16 protein-coding genes are annotated in these 18097 nt (G+C 70.8%); 2 read left to right on the top strand and 14 right to left on the bottom strand.

All coding sequences use genetic code 11. From position 1 onward, the window contains the following. Positions 1-9 precede the first annotated feature (9 nt). The 9 genes from ACOWU6_RS11815 to ACOWU6_RS11775 all read right to left on the bottom strand — a co-directional run bounded on the left by ACOWU6_RS11815 (position 10) and on the right by ACOWU6_RS11775 (position 9462). Positions 10-345 (bottom strand): hypothetical protein, encoded by a 336-nt coding sequence (locus tag ACOWU6_RS11815; protein ID WP_421075798.1) that lies wholly within the window; start codon positions 343-345, stop codon positions 10-12. A gap of 83 nt (positions 346-428) precedes the next feature. Continuing rightward, on the bottom strand, positions 429-1892 hold the full coding sequence (locus tag ACOWU6_RS11810; protein ID WP_421075822.1) for a DUF222 domain-containing protein: 1464 nt from the start codon (positions 1890-1892) through the stop codon (positions 429-431). Positions 1893-2220: 328 nt separating this feature from the next. After that, entirely contained in the window at positions 2221-3954 is a 1734-nt protein-coding gene (locus tag ACOWU6_RS11805; RefSeq protein WP_421075797.1) for a hypothetical protein, read from the bottom strand. Between the two features lie 24 nt (positions 3955-3978). Further along, positions 3979-4737: an SDR family NAD(P)-dependent oxidoreductase gene (locus ACOWU6_RS11800; RefSeq protein WP_421075796.1), complete on the bottom strand. Its 759-nt coding sequence runs from the start codon at positions 4735-4737 to the stop codon at positions 3979-3981. 7 nt (positions 4738-4744) lie between these two features. Further along, complete coding sequence (locus ACOWU6_RS11795; protein ID WP_421075795.1) at positions 4745-5617, bottom strand: phosphogluconate dehydrogenase C-terminal domain-containing protein; 873 nt, start codon at positions 5615-5617, stop codon at positions 4745-4747. After that, positions 5614-6408 (bottom strand): sugar phosphate isomerase/epimerase family protein, encoded by a 795-nt coding sequence (locus ACOWU6_RS11790; RefSeq protein ID WP_421075794.1) that lies wholly within the window; start codon positions 6406-6408, stop codon positions 5614-5616. The genes ACOWU6_RS11795 and ACOWU6_RS11790 overlap by 4 nt, the downstream gene beginning before the upstream one ends. Continuing rightward, entirely contained in the window at positions 6405-7169 is a 765-nt protein-coding gene (locus ACOWU6_RS11785; RefSeq protein ID WP_421075793.1) for a triose-phosphate isomerase family protein, read from the bottom strand. The genes ACOWU6_RS11790 and ACOWU6_RS11785 overlap by 4 nt, the downstream gene beginning before the upstream one ends. After that, positions 7169-7639 carry a ribose-5-phosphate isomerase gene (locus ACOWU6_RS11780; protein WP_421075792.1) on the bottom strand — a complete coding sequence of 157 codons (471 nt, stop codon included), beginning with the start codon at positions 7637-7639 and terminating at the stop codon, positions 7169-7171. Before ACOWU6_RS11780 ends, ACOWU6_RS11785 begins: the two co-directional genes overlap by 1 nt. Further along, positions 7636-9462, bottom strand: a complete 1827-nt coding sequence (locus tag ACOWU6_RS11775; RefSeq protein ID WP_421075791.1) for a dihydroxyacetone kinase family protein — start codon at positions 9460-9462, stop codon at positions 7636-7638. The genes ACOWU6_RS11780 and ACOWU6_RS11775 overlap by 4 nt, the downstream gene beginning before the upstream one ends. 111 nt (positions 9463-9573) lie before the next feature. On the opposite strand from ACOWU6_RS11775, the gene ACOWU6_RS11770 reads away from it, so the two are divergent. After that, on the top strand, positions 9574-10305 hold the full coding sequence (locus tag ACOWU6_RS11770; protein WP_421075790.1) for a FadR/GntR family transcriptional regulator: 732 nt from the start codon (positions 9574-9576) through the stop codon (positions 10303-10305). Positions 10306-10323: 18 nt separating this feature from the next. On the opposite strand, the gene ACOWU6_RS11765 is transcribed toward ACOWU6_RS11770, so the two are convergent. The 5 genes from ACOWU6_RS11765 to ACOWU6_RS11745 are packed head-to-tail and all read right to left on the bottom strand — an operon-like array spanning position 10324 to position 17263. After that, complete coding sequence (locus ACOWU6_RS11765) at positions 10324-12057, bottom strand: DUF5605 domain-containing protein (RefSeq protein ID WP_421075789.1); 1734 nt, start codon at positions 12055-12057, stop codon at positions 10324-10326. After that, entirely contained in the window at positions 12057-12911 is an 855-nt protein-coding gene (locus tag ACOWU6_RS11760; protein ID WP_421075788.1) for an ATP-binding cassette domain-containing protein, read from the bottom strand. Before ACOWU6_RS11760 ends, ACOWU6_RS11765 begins: the two co-directional genes overlap by 1 nt. Further along, positions 12908-14749 (bottom strand): dipeptide/oligopeptide/nickel ABC transporter permease/ATP-binding protein, encoded by a 1842-nt coding sequence (locus tag ACOWU6_RS11755; protein WP_421075787.1) that lies wholly within the window; start codon positions 14747-14749, stop codon positions 12908-12910. Before ACOWU6_RS11755 ends, ACOWU6_RS11760 begins: the two co-directional genes overlap by 4 nt. Then, entirely contained in the window at positions 14746-15687 is a 942-nt protein-coding gene (locus ACOWU6_RS11750; protein ID WP_421075786.1) for an ABC transporter permease, read from the bottom strand. The genes ACOWU6_RS11755 and ACOWU6_RS11750 overlap by 4 nt, the downstream gene beginning before the upstream one ends. Before the next feature lie 52 nt (positions 15688-15739). Further along, complete coding sequence (locus ACOWU6_RS11745; protein WP_421075785.1) at positions 15740-17263, bottom strand: ABC transporter substrate-binding protein; 1524 nt, start codon at positions 17261-17263, stop codon at positions 15740-15742. A 163-nt stretch (positions 17264-17426) separates the two neighbouring features. Here ACOWU6_RS11745 and ACOWU6_RS11740 point away from each other — a divergent pair, with 163 nt between their 5' ends. Next, entirely contained in the window at positions 17427-18074 is a 648-nt protein-coding gene (locus ACOWU6_RS11740; protein WP_421075784.1) for a TetR/AcrR family transcriptional regulator, read from the top strand. Positions 18075-18097: the final 23 nt, after the last annotated feature.

Here is an 18097-nt window from a genome sequence, read left to right as displayed (position 1 = left end):
ACGCGCGCGTCAGCGGCTGTCGAGGGCGGGCCGCGGAGTCAGCATCAGGGCGGTGGCGATCGCCGCCGCGGTGAGACCGAGGACACCGGTGGCGAGCAGCGCGAGGCCGGCGGGCCAGACCGTATGGTGTTCGGCCTCGTAGGTGTATCCGTCGTACGTCCGGGTGAACTCGAGCGTTCCGCTGCTCGTCAGCACGATCCCGACGACGAGCGCGACGACCGGGATGCTCCATGCCAGCCCCCACGCCAGGCGTCGTCGGGCCGACCATGGGTCGTCGATCTGTTCGGCCGAGGCTGCATCGAGATCGAGTCGGTGCTGTTCGTGCTCGGGCGCGTCTGAATCCACGTCTGCACCCTATCGGCGAAGAGCGGCCTGAGGCATGGACACGACGGGCGGCGGCGCCTGCCGTCTGCCTCGGGTGCTTGCGGTCAGAAGGGTGGTGGTTCGTCGTCGGGTGGGGTGAAGCGGGCGACCGGTGGCGGGGTGTCGGTGTAGACGCGCCCGTTGGGGGAGGTCCATTCGAGCACGCCGCCTTCTGTCTGGGTGACGGTCCATTCGGTCATCTGCTCGAGCATGTGATGCGTTTCACAGAGGTACTCGAGATTGGCCACGTTCGTGGGCCCTCCCCGGGAGTGGGGGTGGGTGTGGTCGACGTCGACGTAGTGCTTCCGGATGGCCTGCCGGCATCCCGGGAACCGGCACCGCTCGTCCCGCGCCTTCAGGAACCGCCGCTGCGCGGTGGTGGGGAATCTCTGATCCACGGTGAGGAGGACGCCGGTGTTCGCGTCGGTGAACGCCCGGTTCCAGATGGTCGCGTCCGCGGCGATCTGCTTGGCGTCGATGATCGGGATCGGTCCTGCCCCGGCAAGGGTGGCGCCTTCGGTGCGGTGGGTGGGGTCGGCGAGCGCTTCGGCGGGGATGGTGATGTGCACGCTCCCGCGGATCGCGCCGAGCCCGACGGGCCTCATGGCCGACTTCCGTGCGGGCTCCGCGGCCGGGCCGAACGCCGAACCCGCGCCAGACGCAGAGCCCGTACCGTCCGCGGAGCCCGTGCCGGATGCTGAGCCCGTGACGTCCGTTGGGCTCGCGCCGAGTCCGACGTCCCCGGCTTTCGCATCGGCCGCGCCGCCCGTGCCGTCCCTGGTGGCGCCGAGTCCGGTGTCGGTGTCCTTGTCCTTCGCGTCCGCGCTGTTGCTCGGTTCGGGGAAGGTGGCGCCGTAGAGGTGGTCGTGGCCGGTGGGGGTGCCGGTGAGGGTGAGGTCGGTGAAGATGTCCGCCCGGATCTCATCCAAGGTGCGGTCATCCGCGAGGGCTATGGGGTCGCCGGCGCGGCGGGCGGCGGCGCGGGCGGCGAGGACGGTCTTGGCCATCTGGTCGATGCGGTCCATCATCCCGACCCCGAGCACGTTCGCGACCTCCGCGTCGAACGCGCCCATCGCGTCCTCCCCGGGACGGAACCCCACCCGCCGCCTCTTCCTGGCGGCCTTGTGGCGGTCGCTGATCGAGACCGGGTCCAGCTCCTGCGCGATCTTCCGCGCCACCTCCGCCAACGCGGCCGCGGTCATCGGCACCCGGTCCAACCGCTCCAGCACCCGCACCTCATACGTCGCCCGCACGGCAGGGTCATCGATCCGGTCCCCGCACAGCACGATCGTGCGCGCATGCGGGAGCGACACCGTCCCTTCCGCGAGCCGGTCCCGCACGACCGGGAACCGGGAGACGAGGTTCGCGGCGTCGTTCATCTGCCGCTCCACCGACCGGCCCGGGGTGTGCGTGGCCGCGGCGATCTCCTCCGCGATCGCCCGATGCGCCCACGCCCGCGACGAACCCCCGGCCGCGACCTGCCGCTCATGCTGCGCCCACGCCACCTGCGACGCCGACGCCAACGCCATCTGACGCGCCGCCTGCGCATGAGCGATCACCCGGTCCGCCGCCCGGATCGCCTCGATCGCCGACTCCACCGCCGCACGCTCCGAAGCCGTCGGGCACGGACCATCCCCTTCACCCCACACAGCCCCATCGCTCATGGAACCAGTGTCCCGCCCACCACGGACATTCGAAGACTCCTACGAGCCAGAACGAAGCACAAAAGGTCACAGAACGATAACGAAGCGAAGGGCCTCGGAGCCTCCGACAGGGGGGCGTGCACCGCGCAGCGCCAACCGAGATGTGGCTGACGGTGCGGATTCCTGGACCCGGGTCAGCTCAATGGATCCCGCCTCACACCGTCCGCTCGGCCCATCCCCATGCCTCGAGGGCGACCTCGATCTCGCGGCCATCGACCTCGACGACCGCCGTGCGCGCCGAGTCAGACAGATTCGCCGCGAGCACCACCTCGCGACCGTCGCGTCGCCCTCCGACCGCCCAGAGCAGACCGTCCGGACTCGCGCCGGACAGCAGCTCCGCGCCAGAGAGCGCCGCCAGGGCACGCATCGCCGATACTGCGGGAAGCACCGCACCGTCGGCGGTGTATAGACCGCGCGGCCCCCACTCCTCGAAGTAGGCGATGCTCGAAACGCCCGGAACGGCGAACGCCGCCGCGCTCGCGATGACCCACGCCGCGAGCTCCGAAGCGGTCTGACGGTCGCCGACACCGCCCGTGAACGCGGCGCCATACCCCTCCGCGAGGTCGTCGCGCGACGGCATCGGCGCGGGAGCGGTCGCGACGTTGTTGTACCGGGGTCGCAAGGTCACCGGACCGACGTGCACCGGCAAGCCGCGTGCGATCCGGACAGCCTGCTCGGCCGTGAGCCGCTGCATCGCGACCGACTCCACGAGCTGCTCGGTTCCGAGGGCGTGGAACAGCGGGGTCGACGCGAACACGACGCCGTCGGCATCCGCAGGGAGAGCGGCCTGCTCGCGGTTCAGCTCGGTGAAGTGCGAGCGAGCGCCGACGACAACGTGCGCCGACACACCCACACGCGAAAGAGCGCACCGCAGCGCGGACACATGGACCGACCGGGCCGTGTGCACCTGACGCGAGAACGCGGCGATCCGACGGATCTCGCGATCGGCGAGCGCGTCGACCGCGGCGTCGAGCGCGCGGACGGACACAGGGGAGAGGTCTTCGTCGTCCTGCGGGAGCACGAGGCGCACGTCGAGCGGTCGCTGTGGCACGCGATGAAGCGCCGCACGCCAGTTCGGGGCGGCGAGATCGAGCTCGACGAGGAGCGTCTCGCCGATCGGCGGGATGGCCGGTGCCGGGTCTGGTGCGGATGATGCGCACGTGAGGATCTCGGGGAACGCACCGGATGGCACGAGCCCGATCCGCGAGGACACCGCGTGATCCGGCTCAGGCTCGCCCGCGACCGAGATCTCGATCGACTGCCGCAGCTCCTGTCCCGCCGCGACCGGGTACGGGAACGGCAGGTCGAGCGGTCGGCTGTAGGTCTTGAAGGAGGCGTCCGTCCAGTTGCGCTGATCCTCCATCTCGAACACGTCGCCCGAGAACGCGACCGCCACATCCATCCCCGCATCGCGCCATCCGAGCCGGGTGATGTCGCGGACGGGCTGATGCGGGCTGATCGCGGTCGGGAACGCCGTGCGCTCGGAGGACCCGTCGGCGTGGACGACATCGAGGCCCGCGCCGGCGAGGTGCGGCGGATGGAGCGCGACGAGCCCCGTGCGATTCGTGAGCCAGTCGACAGCGGAGACGCCGCGCCATCCGATCGTCAGCCGGTCGCCGTCCGCCCGGACGCGGACCGCGCCCGAGATCGCCGCGCCGAAGTCATCGGCGTGCACGGAGATCTCGAGGGCGCCGGGCGACGCTGCGACCGCATCCACGTGCATGGCCGGCGTGTTCCAGTCGCGGTCGCGCGCCACGGCCCGGACGCTGCGGAGCACGACCCGGCCCCGCCATCGCACGTCCGCGAGCTCGTCGCCGCGTCGTTCGAGCGACCAGGGGCCGCTGCGCCAGGCCTCGGAGGGCGTGCGCCAGGAATCGTCGTGGGTCACGGAGCGTCGTCTCTCGAGAGCCGGTCAGAGGGTGGTCATGCCGCCGTCGACCGCGAACAGCGCTCCGGTCGCGAAGGCGCCGTCGTCGCTCGCGAGGAAGACCATGATCCCCTCGACGTCCGATGGGGCCCCCGCGCGGCCGAGCGGGATCCGGCCGATGATCGCGGCGCGCGCCTCGGGGTCGCTTGTGATCGTCGTCACGAGCGACGTCTCGGTGTACGCGGGGACGACCGTGTTCACGCGGATGCTGCGGTCGGCGTACGCGGCCGCGACCGTCCGGGCGAGACCGTGGATGCCCGCCTTCGACGCGCTGTAGGCGGTGAAGTCCCTGCCCTCGCCGTTGATGCCCGTCGGGCTCCCGGTGAGGATGATCGACCCGCCGCCCCGGGGAAGCATCGACCGGACCGCGTGCTTGACCGTCAGGAAGGTGCCCGTCAGGTTGACGTCGATCGTGCGCCGCCATACATCGAGGTCGAGGTCGGCCGCCGGCGCATCCTGGCCGAAGAGCTGCACGCCCGCGTTGGCGACGACGACGTCGGGCGACCACCCCGCGCCATCCAGTTCCGCGAACGCGGCCTCGACGCTCTGCTCCTGCGCGATGTCGACGGCGACGGCGCGTGCGCGATCCGCGCCGATCTGCGCAGCAGCGGCGGAACCGGCCTCCGCGTCGCGGTCGGCGATGACGACGCGCGCACCCTCAGCGGCGAAGCGGGCGGCCACGGCGAAGCCGATTCCCGTCGCCGATCCGGTGATGAGGGCGGTCTTTCCCTGGAGCCTGGTCATCGTCGTCCTATCGCTTGATCTCGTCGAGGTGCAGCATGCGCGCGAGGTTCTTGTCGAGCTCGTCGTCGCGGAAGATCTTCTTCCAGTCCTCCTTGATGATGCTCTCGCGTCCGTAGTCCATCGCGATGAGGCACGCGTCGCTGAAGGGGTTGTCGCCGCGCAGGCCGTTGGCGAGCGCGACCTGCGTGTGCCCGTAGAGGATGCTGCGCGCGGCCGCCTCGGGCACGCCCATCGTGTGCACGGCCTCCTGCAGCGCCTCGTTCAGCAGGTCCCCGATCATGCAGGCGACCGTCTCGACGAGGGTCGGCTCGAGCTGCGCGAGCTGCTTGACCGTCACCCAGTGCACGTCGATCACGGGAGCGTAGATCGCGCGGACGGTCGCCTCGACGATCTCCTTCTTCGCGGGGTCGTCCGACTCCACGGCGGCGATGGCGTCCTGCGGCGCCGCGATGCCGCCGAACGTGTCGGCCCACTGCTCGGGGGTCTCACGCTGGAGGAAGATCGACGGATGGCACGGGTGCGCGACCGCCTGGACGATATCCTCGCGCGTGGTGAGAAGGCCCGCATAGGCGGCGGCGGGGTCGAGGGTGAGGACGATCGTGCCGGGCCGGAGCTGCGGCACGAGCTCGGCGGTGACGGGGCCGAGCGCGAGGTCGGGGACGGCGAGGACGACGATCTCCGCGTCGGCGACGGCGGTCGCGGCGTCCGAGAGCGCACGCCCGGCCGCCCTCACGCGGTCCTGCCCGGCGGGCGAGTTCTCGACGTACCAGACCACGTGGTCGGTCTGCGCGAGGTTGTTCGAGACGCGGGTCCCCATCTTCCCCCCGGCGCCGAAGACGGCGATCCGATAGGTGCTCTGCGCTGTCGCGGTGTCGGTCATGACGTGCTCCTCAGATAGTCGAGGGCTCGACGGGTCCACGCCCGCTCGGCCCGGATGGTGGTGTCGGGATCGCCCTGCCAGGGCAGCCAGTGCTCGACGATCTCGTTGATGCCGCGCTCGCGCGGACGCACGACGCGCAGCAGGTGCTCGTAGTCGTGGAGACCGTCGCCGAGCGGGGAGCCGGAGTAGGTGAATCCCACCCAGCCCTCCTGCCGTGCGAAGGCGAAGTCCTTCACGTGGACGCTCTTCACATGAGCCGCGGCCGCCTCGATGCACTCCGTCGGCGATTCGAGGCGAGCGACGACGTTCGCCGGATCGAGGCAGATCCCGAGTGCGGGGCTGTCGATCCGCTCGATCAGTGCGACGAGCTGCCGCGTGGCGACCTGCTCGTACGTCTCGAGGGCGAGGACGAGTCCGGCCGCGCGGTAGGCGGGGAGGGCCGCCCTCAGCCAGGCCTCTGCCTCGGCCGGAGACGGGCGACTCTCGGGAGCATGCACCATGCTGCGCACGAGGTGCGCTTCGAAGAGCTCCGCGATGCGCGCGAACCGCTCGAGATGATCGGGCGCCACCCCCTTCGTGCCGAGCTCGATCGCCACCCCGAGCTCGCGCGCGACGCGGGCGGTCTCGCGGAGCTCGCGGTCGGACATCCGCTCGAGGGGTGCGTAGTCGCAGATCTGGAACAGGCCGACATCGAGATCGCGCGTCGCCTCGAGCGCGGCGCGGAGCGAGAGCGGCTCCGGCGCGCGCTCGGAGTGCTGCCAGAAGAAGGCGTAGGTTCCGAGCCCGATCACGACCGCGACCTCCCGAGCGCGTCTGCCTCGTCGATGACGGCGAGGAGGGCGTCGGGGTCGTGCGCGAAGCGGCCGAGGAAGAGCCCGTCGATGTCATCGCCGAGCCGAGTGAGGAGACCGGGGCCCGCCGAGCCGCCGTACACGACCGTCGAGCCGTCGCGGTCGGGGAGCTCGGCGAGTGTCGCCGTGAGTGCGCGGCCCACCGCGCGGGTGTGCTCCGCGGGCGCGGGCTCGGGCGCTCCGATCGCCCACACGGGCTCGTAGGCGGCGATGACCGGCCCCGCCGGGGCGTCCGCGAGGGCGGCGCGGAGCTGCGCGACCGTGGATTCGGCCGCGACGCCGGGGGCGACCGGCTCGGTCTCTCCGAGGCAGAGGACGGGTGTGAGTCCGTTCCGGAGAGCGGCGGCCGTCTTGCGTGCGACGACGCCGTCGTCCTCGCCGAACAGGCGCCTCCGCTCGGCGTGGCCGACCTCCGCGATCGACGCGCCGATCTCGGCGAGTTCGACCGGAGAGACCTCGCCCGTGTACGGCCCCGCGTCGTGCTCGGCGACATCCTGGGCGCCGATGCGGACCGGGGTCCCTGCGAACGCGGTGACGGCGGGGATGATCTGCGGGAAGGTCGGGATCACGAAGAGCTCGACGCGCCCGGAGCGGATGGCCTCATGCCGGCGCACGCGCTCGGCGACCGCGGCGAACCACGCGGTCGCCTGACGGTGACCGAAGTACATCTTCAGGCTCACCCCCACCCGGACACGCGCCATCAGCAGGAGCCCGTGTGCTCGAACTCGTCGATGACCGCGACCTTCGCCGCGGACGCGCTCGCGGTGTCGAAGCGGTAGGTGAGCCACTCCCGCACGAGGCGGCGGGCGAGCTCGATGCCCACGACGCGCTGGCCCATGGTGAGCACCTGGGCGTTGTTGGACAGCACGCCGCGCTCGACGCTGAAGCTGTCGTGGGCGGTGACGGCGCGGATGCCGGGAACCTTGTTCGCCGCGATCGCGACGCCCAGACCGGTTCCGCAGATGAGCAGGGCGCGGTCGGCGGAGCCGTCGGCGACGCGCTGCGCCGCCTCGATCGCGACGCGGGGGTACGGCGTGTGACCGTCTGCGCCCACGCCGACATCGACCACCGACGCGACGCCCGGGTTCTGCTCGAGGTCGCGCTTGAGGATCTCCTTGTAGTCGTAGCCGGCGTCATCGCAGCCGATCACGATCCGCAGCTGGTCGCTCATGAGCTCTCCTTCATCACGTCTGCATGTCTCGCTTCGCGCGGGTCTGGTGGGGCGATTCCGGCCGGATTCGAGACATGGTGGGTGGGGACCGGCCGATCGAGGACGTCGGCGACGGCCGTGACGATGAGCGCGAGCGAGTGTGCGCCCGGGTCCGGGGTGCCGATCGCCTTCTCCGCGTGCGTGCGCGAGCGGCCCATGCGGGGGAGGAGGTCGGCGGTGGCGGCGGCCGACTCGGTCGCGGCCTGCGCGGCGATGCGCCAGGCAGCGGCGAGCGCGGTGTCCCGGGCCACCGCGGCGGACAGCGCCTCGGCGAACGGGACCAGTGCGTCGACGAGCGTCTTGTCGCCGACCTGCGCCTTGCCGTACGCCATCACGCGGTCCGCCGCCTCCACGACGCCCTGCGCGATGGCGTCGGGGGACGGACGGTCGCTGTCTCCGAGGCGGTCGGCGACCGTCGAGAGGATGACACCCCACAGGGCGCCGGATGTCCCTCCCGCGCGATCCGACCAGGCATCGGCCGCACGCGCGAGCGTCGTGCCGGCGCCGGTTCCCTCCGCGAATGCCTGACGCGCGGCGTCGCGCGCAGCGCGGGAGCCCCGCTGCATCCCGATGCCGTGGTCGCCGTCGCCCGCGACCGCGTCCATCCGGCCGAGCTCGTCGACGTGGGCGTCCACGGTGTCCGCGATGGCCTCGATGATCGAGAGCACGCGCTGCGCGGCCCGTCGGGAGTCGGCACCCGCGACGAGGGGAGACGGTGCGGACGGGGCGGCGCCGCGATCGGCCGGGGCTGCGTCCTCCTCCGCGGTCGCGGGTGCGAGCGCTCCGCGGCGGTACGCGGGCGTGTCGACGGGCGTCTCCCAGAGGGCCGCGAGCTCGTCGTCGAGCCAGAAGAGCGTGAGGGATGTCCCGGCCATGTCGAAGGATGTGCAGTACTCGCCCACGTGCGGATCGACGACGTCGAGCCCCGCGCTCTCGAGCAGCTGCGCGATGCGGCGATAGACGACGAACATCTCCTCGTACTTGAGTGCGCCGAGCCCATTGAGGATGGGGATGACGCGCGCACCTCGGGGCGACTCGACGCCCTCCGGCAGCTCCGCGAGGAGACGCGCCACGAGCAGCTCGGCGAGGGCGTCGGCGGACGGCACGTCCGTCTCGTCGATGCCCGGCTCGCCGTGGATTCCGAGACCCACCGCCATCCGGTTCTCGGCGACCTCGAACAGCGGCTCGTCCGCGCCGGGGAGGGTGCAGCCCGTGAAGGCGACGCCGAACGATCGGGTGCGCTCGTTCGCCAGGCGGGCCGCCCGGGCGACCTCGGCGAGCGGGTACCCCGCCTCGGCGGCCGCGGCCGCGATCCGGAAGACGGTGAGGTCGCCCGCGATGCCGCGCCGGCGATGCCTTTCGGCCGGCGGCGCGGAGGAGATGTCGTCGGTGACCGTCACCGTCTCGCAGGGAATGCCCGCTTCGCGCAGCCGTTCCTGCGCCGCGTCGAAGTTCAGCACGTCGCCGGCGTAGTTGCCGTACGAGAAGAGGACGCCGCCGCCGCGGTGGGCGGCTCTCGCCACAGCCAGCACCTGCTGCGTCGAGGGCGATGCGAACAGGTTGCCCATCGCGGCGCCGTGTGCGAGGCCTCGGCCGACCAGACCCCCGAAGGCGGGGTAGTGGCCAGAGCCGCCGCCCACGACGACCGCGACCTCGCCCTGCGGCGAGGCGGTCGCCCGAACCACTCCGCCGGACACGCGGCGGACGCTGCGGCTGTTGGCCGCGACGAAGCCGTCGATCATCTCGTCCGCGAAATCGGCCGGGTCGTTCCAGAGGCGGGTCATCTTCGAGCTCCTTCGGAGAGGCGTTCTCTCATTGTGCACAACCGGTTGACCAATCACAAGTCCGCCGTGCCGTGATCCGAGCCTGGGCCGGAGGGTCGGTAAGTTGGGGACATGCCCGCCTATCCGGATGCCGCGTCGGACGACATCGCGTCTGCTCTGGGCACCCTGCCTTCGGGGAGCCCGGTGTCGGAGGTCGCACGGCGGTTGCTCGACCTCTTCACGAGCGGATCCATCGCGCCGGGCACGCGGCTTCCGCCCGAGCGCCAGCTCGCGGCGTCGCTCGGGGTCGGCCGCTCGGCCGTGCGCGAGGCGCTCGCCGCGCTCGAGATCCTCGGGATCGTCGACGTGCGCCCCGGGTCGGGGACGTACCTTCGCGGAGAGACGAGCGAGCTCCTCCCGCAGACCCTGCGCTGGGGGCTGCTCATCGGAGAGCGCAACACGGTGCAGCTGCTCGAGCTGCGCGCCGGGCTGGAGATCTACGTGGCTCGGCTCGCCGCGGGCCGGATGAAGCCGGAGCAGCACGCTGAGCTGGCCCAGCACGTGCGCTCCATGGCCGAGAGCCTCGACGATCTCGGCGCGTTCGCGCGCGCCGACCGCGAGTTCCACCAGACGCTCGCCGAGGAGGCCGGCAACGCCCTCCTCGTCGACCTGCTGCACGTCGTGCGATCTCTCCTGCAGGTCTACGCCGATCGCGCCGTCGACGATCGCGAGGCGGCGGCGGTCGCGCTCCGCGAGCACGAGGCGATCCTTCAGGCCATCCACGCGGCCGATGAGGATGCCGCAGCCTCGTCGATGGCCGTCCATATGGCGACGGCGAGCGACAGGCTCCGCGCCGAGCTCTGACCGGCGCGGAGCCGTCTCTCACTCCGCCACGAGACGGACGGCCATGAAGGGGCGGCCCGGCAGGTCGACGCGGAAGGCGCCCGTATGGGCGCCCGGCACCCGCTCGACAGTCATGTTCCATGTGTCGATGACGTCGATGCGCCAGGGTCGATCACCCGGGAGCACCAGGTTCCGGAACCGCGGGCGGTTGAAGCCGAAGTACCCGACCAGGTAGCGATCGGCGGCACCGCCCCACGGGACGTCCCAGTCGCTCGGCAGCGGATCGACGACGCCGCCGGGTGCCTCGCCGACGATCCGGTCGAGGAAGGCCATGCGCGCGGGCGCATGGCCCTTCAGGACCCCGCCCTTCGACCACCAGAGGACCTCATCGTCGGCGAGGTAGGTCTCGCCGTGCGCGACGTACCCGCCGCGGACGGCACCCTCCCAGCATCGGCGGATCAGCTCCTCTGCGGTGAGGTTTCCCCACCCCTGGTCGATGTCCCCCTCGTAGCCGACCTCGTCGATGACGACGGGCTTGCCCCAGCGGATGCGCCATTCGTCCGTGAACTCGGCTGTCCGGTAGACGTCCTGGCGCTGGACGCTCGCATGGGTGATCCACGGCCTCGAGTGGTCGTAGAAGGGACGGCAGTTGTGGATCGAGAGGAGATGCCCGTGCGGGTCCTCCTCGACGACGATCGCGGCGAGCCGCTCCCAGTCCTCCTCGCTCTTCGACCAGAGCAGGTCGTACTCGTTCGCCATCGACCACCACACGTTCGCGAACGCGGAGAGGCGGCGCACGACGTAGCGCACGACGCGGTCGTCGACGGCCGGGCCGAGATCGGCGAAGCCCCAGCGATCGTACGCGTGGAAGAGGATCAGGTCGGCCTCGATCCCGAGTTCGCCGAGCTGGCGGATGCGCGCCTCGAGCCGACGGAAGTGCGCGGGGTCGAAGCGCTCGAGATCGAACCCCGCCTGGAGCGATCCCGGGAACGGGAAGTCGTCAGGCTCGTTCTCGTTGTAGAGATACGACTTCGGGAACAGGCACATCCGCACCTTGTTGAAGGGGGAATCGGCGAGGGTGCGCAGGGTCTCCTCCTGCAGCTGCTCCGGCTGATGCGTCCAGGCGTACGCCGTCGTGCCGACCGGCCGGTAGCGGTCGCCATTCGCGTGGCGGAAGTGGAAGCCGTCGACGACGACCGGCCCCGGCGCACCGGACGCGACGACCGTGAAGCCCCCTGTCACCCCGTCGAGCGAGCGCGCGGTCGAGCGCGTCTCGAACGTCCAGTCGCCCTCCTCGTCGGCGAGGAGGCGGATGATCCAGACGCCCTCGCCGTCGTAGAAGCCGCCCGCGCGGAGTTCGCGGTCGCCGTGTCGGAACACCGCCTCGAGCTCGACGTCGAGGAACGGGTTGCCGTGCCGCGGGCCCTCGAGCCGGACTTCCGCGACTCCCCAGCGCGGAACGGGGGACGCGACCGATGCGGGCGCCGACGTGCGGGGAGCCGAGTCGTAGTCGGGGTCGGGCGCGACCGCGGGCAGGTACTCGCGCGTCGCGTCATCGCCATCCTCGATCGATGCAAGCGCGGCCCAGAGCCGATCCCGCTCCGCGGGGTCCTCGAGCTGCGGGACGAACCCCACGAGCTGCCCGAGCCGGGCGCCTCGGTACTGGGTCGCCATGGGCGATGCGGCGATCCCCGGCAGGAACGTCTCGAGCACCGCGCGAGCGGCTGGGCTGTCGAGTGCGTCTCCGAAGGCGGACGAACGGTGGAAGGGCATCAGGCCTCCTGTCCTGCGGCCAGCAGGGCGCGCCGCTGAGCGCGGCGCTCCTCCTGGCGGTCTGGGTCGGGAACGGGCGCGGCCATGAAGAGGCGCTGCGTGTACGGATGGACCGGCGCCGACGTCACCTGCTCGCCGCCTCCCTGCTCGACGATCTCACCCCGGTACATGACCGCGACGCGATGACTGATGTGACGGACCACGGCGAGGTCGTGGGTGACGAAGAGATAGGCGACGCCCGTGCGCTCCTGGATCTCGATGAAGAGATCGAGCACGCGCGCCTGCGTCGAGAGGTCGAGCGCCGAGACGGGTTCGTCGCACACGATGAGGCGCGGGGACAGCGCGAGGGCGCGGGCGATCGCGATGCGCTGCCGCTGACCTCCCGAGAACTCCCTCGGGAGCCGCGTGCGGGCGTCCGTCGGCAGACCGACCTGGTCGAGGAGGTCGCGGACGCGTGCCTTCGCCTCGCCTGCGCTGACGCCCTGGACGCCCAGCGGCTCGGCGAGGATCTGCTCGATCGTCATCGAGGGATTGAGCGACGAGTACGGATCCTGGAACACCACCTGGATCTCGCTCGCGAGCCCGCGTCGCTCCGCACGTGAGAGGTGCGAGATGTCACGGCCGTCGTAGACGACCGCGCCCTCCGTCACCGGCGCGAGGCCGAGCACGGCGCGGCCGAGGGTCGTCTTGCCCGAGCCGGACTCCCCGACGAGTCCGACGCACTCCCCGGGGCGGATGTCGAGGGAGACGCCCTTGAGCGCCCGGAACGGCTGGCCGCGCAGCCCCTTGCCCGGATACTCGACGACGAGGTCCGTGATCTCGAGGAGGGGAGCATCGTGGATCGGGGCGCTCATCGCGCACCTCCTGCCATCTGAAGCGGACCGCGGGCAGGACCCTCGTCGAGGATCGCCTCCAGCAGTGTCCTGGTGTACGGATGCTGAGCGTCCCGGAAGATCGCGCGCACGGGACCCTGCTCGACGAAGCGGCCGTCCTGCATGACCGAGACCCGGTCGCACAGGTCGGCCACCACCCCGAAGTTGTGGGTCACGAGCAGCATCGCCATGTGGCGCTCCTCCTGAAGACCGCGCAGCAGATCGAGCACCTCGGCCTGGACCGTGACGTCGAGTGCCGTCGTCGGCTCGTCTGCGATGATCAGCTCGGGATCGGTGGAGACCGCGCCGGCGATGAGGACCCGCTGCGCCATCCCGCCCGAGACCTGGAACGGATAGGCGGCGAACGTGCGCTTCGGGTCGGGGATCCCGACCCGGTCGAGCAGCGAGAGCGCCTTGTCCGTCGCGTCCTTCGAAGACATCCCGAGTCCGACGCGGAGCGGCTCGATGAGCTGGGAGCCGATCGTGAACGAGGGGTCGAGGTTCGACATCGGCTCCTGCGGGATGTAGCCGATGCGCCGCCCGCGGACATCCGTGTAGGCGCGCTCGCCGAGCTGCGTGAGCTCGATGCCGTCGAAGGCGATCGTGCCCGCCGTGACGCGCCCGCCACGCGGCAGCAGCCCGAGCACGGAGAACGCCGTCTGGGTCTTGCCCGAGCCGGATTCCCCGATGAGCCCGTGCACCTCGCCCTTCCGCACGTCGAGCGAGACGCCGTGCACGACCTCGATGGTCGAGCCGTTCGGCTGGTCGTATCCGACGCGCAGGTCGCGGATGCTGAGGAGCACGTCGTGCGTGCGGAGGGCCGATCGCGCGTCCTCCTCGTGCACGACGACCGGGGCGGTCTCGAACACCGGCGGCTCGTCGAGGTCGACGGGCGCATCGGCGCCGCTCATGGCGAACGATGTCGTGACCGCCGCGACCGATCCGGTCGCTCCCGACACGGCGCGGCGGCGCCGGCGTCGGACGGACACCGTGCGCTCGAGCTCGTCTCGCATCGCGTTCGCGAGGAGCGTCAGCGCGATGCACGTGAGCGCGATCGCGAGCGACGGCCAGAGCATGAGGATCGGCTGGGTGTAGATCTTCGTGAAGGCGTCATTGAGCATGGAGCCCCACGTGGGCACGGCAAGGTCGCCGAGCCCGAGGAACTCCAGGCCCGACTGGATGGCGATCGCGATGCCCGCGATGATCGCCGACTGGATGAGGATGGGTGCGCGAACGACGTTGAGGATGTGCCGGCCGATGATGCGGCCGTCGCCGAGTCCCGAGACGCGCGCGGCGTCGACGTAGAGCTCGCCGCGCACGGAGGTGACGCTCGCGTAGACCAGGCGGAAGAACGCGGGCGCCATGAGCACGCCGAACACGAGCATCGCGATCCACACGCTGGGACCGAGGACAGCGCGGGCCGCGAGGAGCACGACGATTCCGGGCATCGCCATGACGAGTGACGTGACCCAGGACGAGACGGCGTCGAACCAGCCCTGATAGTAGCCGGCGACCAGTCCCGACAGCACGCCGATGACGAGAGCCGTGACCAGTGCGACGAGCGCCGACGCGATCGAGATCTGCGTCGCGGCGAGAAGGCGCGACAGGACGTCGCGCCCTGCGGAGTCCGTGCCGAGCAGATGCGCGGCGCTCGGGGCCTGCAGGATGGCGGCGATGTCGGAGTAGTGCGGGTCCTGCGGGGCGATCGCCGGCCCCAGCACCGCGGCAAGCGCGATCACCGTGAGCACGGCGAGCGACACGACGGCGAGAGGCCGGCGGAGCAGGCGCCGGAGGAGAGCGGGGGTCGGGGTGGCGTTCATGAGAGTCGCACCTTCGGGTTGAGCGCTGCCTGCGCGAGGTCGATCGCGAGATTCACGACGACGACGATGATGGCCGTGATGACGACGATGCCCATCACGACGGGGATGTCGCCCTGGGTCGTGGCCGACACCGCGAGCTGGCCGATGCCGGGCAGGGCGAACACCTGCTCCACGATCACCGCGCCGCCGAGCATGCCGATGAACTGCACCGCGAGCACGGCGAGCGCGGGCCCCGCGGCGTTCCTCAGCACGTGCCGGTACACGACACGGTTCTCCGGCAGTCCGCGGCTGCGGAGCGTCCGGACATAGTCGCGACTGAGGGCGTCGAGGACCGACCCGCGGATCTGCTGGGCGACGGTCGCGATCGCGCCGATGGCGAGGGCGATCACCGGCAGCGTGATGGACGCCAGCCAGCCGCCGAGCGATGTGGCGATGGGCGTGTACCCCGTCGCCCGGAACCACCCCAGGTTGATCGCGAACAGCAGGACGAGCCCGAGCGCGATGAGGAACCCCGGAACGGCGAAGCCGACGACGGCGAGGAACTGCACGAGCCCGTCGACCAAGCCTCCCCTCCTCGCGGCGAGGACGCCGAGCACGACCGAGAGCACGGCGGCGATGAGCGTCGAGCCGATCACGATCGAGAGCGTGACCGGGAGACGGGTCTCCATGCTCACGGTGACGTACTGGCTGCTGAACCACGAGCGTCCGAGGTCGCCGGTGAGCGCGCGGGTGAACCAGTCCGCGAACTGCTCGACCAGCGGGCGATCGAGGCCGAGCTGCGCGGCCTTGGCTGCGACCGTCTCGGCCGTCGCACTCTGGCCGAGGATGCGGCGCGCGATGTCGCCGCCCCCGAGATAGAGCAGCGTGAACGCGACGACCGAGATGACGACGAGCATGATGGCGCCGGAGAGCAGGCGCCGGGCGATGAAGGTGGGCATCTTCGCTCCTGTCAGGAGCCCGGGCCGCCGCAGGAGGCGGCCCGGGCGGAGATCATTCGGCGGGGCGGATGTCGAAGATCGACGGGTACGCGTTGGTCGGGACCATCTCCACCGAGGTGCCAGGAGCAGACGCCATCACGCCATGGACGCGGTAGAAGGGGGCGAACCATGCCTGCTCGACGATGTACCGGTTGAGCTCGGCGGCCCCGGCCTCCTGTTCGGCCTCGTCGCCGAACTGGATGCGCTCCATGAGCGCGCTCGCCGTCTCGTCCTCGTAGTGGTACGGGTTGAAGATCGCGTTCGGCGCGAGCATGAACTGGATGAGCTGCCAGTCGGGGTTCTGCTCGAGGGCCATGTACGAGGCGGGGAACTTCGGTGCGAGCAGGTCTGCGATGAAGTTGTTGCCCGGGTCGGTGTACTCGATGGTGATTCCGATCTCGGAGAGCTGCTGGTCGATGAGAGAGTACGTCGACGCTCCGAGGAGAGCCGAGCTCGGCATCGAGATCGTGAAGCCGTCGGCATAGCCGGCCTCCGCCATGAGCTCGCGGGCCTTCTCGGGGTCGTAGGTGTAGTACTCGTCGAGCGCCTCGTCGTACGCCGCGCTGGTCGCGGGGAAGACCTGGGTCGTGACGGTGCCGTTGCCCTTCTGCACCGCCTCGAGCATCGCCTCGCGGTCGATCGCGTAGTTGATGGCCTGACGCACGCGGACGTCTCCGAGCGGCTCGCTGACCTCCCCTGCGCGGTCCAGCAGAAGCAGGCCCTGGAAGTCCAGCTCGTTGTAGTTGATGGTCCACCCCGCGCCCTCGACCTCGGCGAGGTTGTCGTTGGTCGAGAGGCGCACGGCGTCGGCCTCGTTCGCCTTGATGGCGTTCAATGCGGCCGTGGGGTCCTGGAAGACATTGATCGTGAGCGAGTCGTAGTACTGGACGTCCTTGTTCCAGTAGTCGGGGTTCGCGGTGTAGGCGTAGCTGGTGCCCGTGACGGTCGCCGCGGCGTCGAGCATGTAGGGGCCGGAGCCGACCGGCTCCGTCGTCAGGTCGCCCGACGCGATCGCCTCGCTGGACGCGATGAGGCCGGGATCGCGCGTGAGGTAGTCCAGGAACGCGGGATTCGGCGCGTTCATCGTGATGACGACGGTCTTCTCATCGGGTGCCTCGAAGGAGGCGACATCGGCGAAGTAGCCGGCGTCGGGGGAGGTGCCGTCCTTGAAGCGCTGGAGGTTCTCGACGACGACCTCCGCCGTGAGGGCGCTGCCGTCGGTGAACGTGACGTCGTCCCGCAGGGTCAGCGTGAGGACGGTGTTGTCGGCGTTGTAGGACCACTCGGTCGCAAGCCAGGGCTGGATCTCGCCCTCGGTGTCTGCGTAGAGCAGGGTGTCGTAGACCGCCTGGTAGTAGGGCGCGCGGTTGCCCCATTCGGCTCCTGCGGGGTCGAGCGTGACGGGCGGGGCGATCGCACCCAGCGTGAGTGATGTGTCGGTCTCGCCGCCGGCGCCGCCTCCGCTGCCGGAGCAGGCGGTCAGAGCGAGCGCGGACACGGCGAGGGTGGCTGCTGCGGCCTTCCAACGGATCATCATCGGTCCTTCGGGTAAGGGGCGAGCCTCCATCGGATCGCCGTTGCGGAGTACGCTAGCGCGAAACACAAGGGGTCGCTAGGTTTTGATCACGTTCAGTCGACCGGTTGACCAAATTGTGATCCATTCCGCCGCAGCGCCGCGGCGGGCTAGCGTGGGGAAGACGATGAAGACACCTGCACAGACCAGGCCTCGCGAGCGCCGACGGGGACCGTACGCGAAGACGGCCGCCGTCCGCACCGCCATCCTCGATGCAGCACTCGATGTGTTCGCGGAGTCCGGCTACCGCTCAGGATCCCTGCGCGAGGTCGCAGACCGGGTCGGAATGAGCGAGGCGGGGGTGCTGCACCATTTCCCCTCGAAGAGCGCTCTGCTCGCGGATGTCCTCGACCGGCGCGACGTGCGCGCCATGGAGGTCGTTCCGTTCGATCCGGATGACGGCGCGACCACGCTGCGCGGCCTCGTGCGCCTCGCAGAGTACAACGCGACGATCCCGGGGATCGTCAAGCTCTTCGCCGTCCTCTCCACAGAGGCCACGTCGCCGGAGCACCCGGCGCACGGCTATTTCATCGCTCGGTACGCCCGTACGCGGGAGAACCTGCGCAACGCGTTCGGAGCGCTCGAGCGGCAGGGCCGGCTTCGCGACGGCGTCTCTCCGGAGCGCGCGGCGATCGCGACGATCGCCATGATGGACGGCCTGCAGGTGCAGTGGCTGCTCGAGCCGGGACTCCTCGACATGGCAGCGCATCTCCGGCGCTTCTTCGAGGGATTCGTCGACGTCGACTTCGACGCGCCCCGCGGAGCACGTGCATGAGCGCGTTCCCGTTCAACGGGGGG

Origin of the sequence: Microbacterium sp. SA156, assembly GCF_049065455.1 — a bacterium.
Classification (GTDB): Bacteria; Actinomycetota; Actinomycetes; order Actinomycetales; family Microbacteriaceae; genus Microbacterium; species Microbacterium barkeri.
Note: the sequence above shows the minus strand (reverse complement) of the source record. Positions and strands in the feature narration are given on the sequence as shown.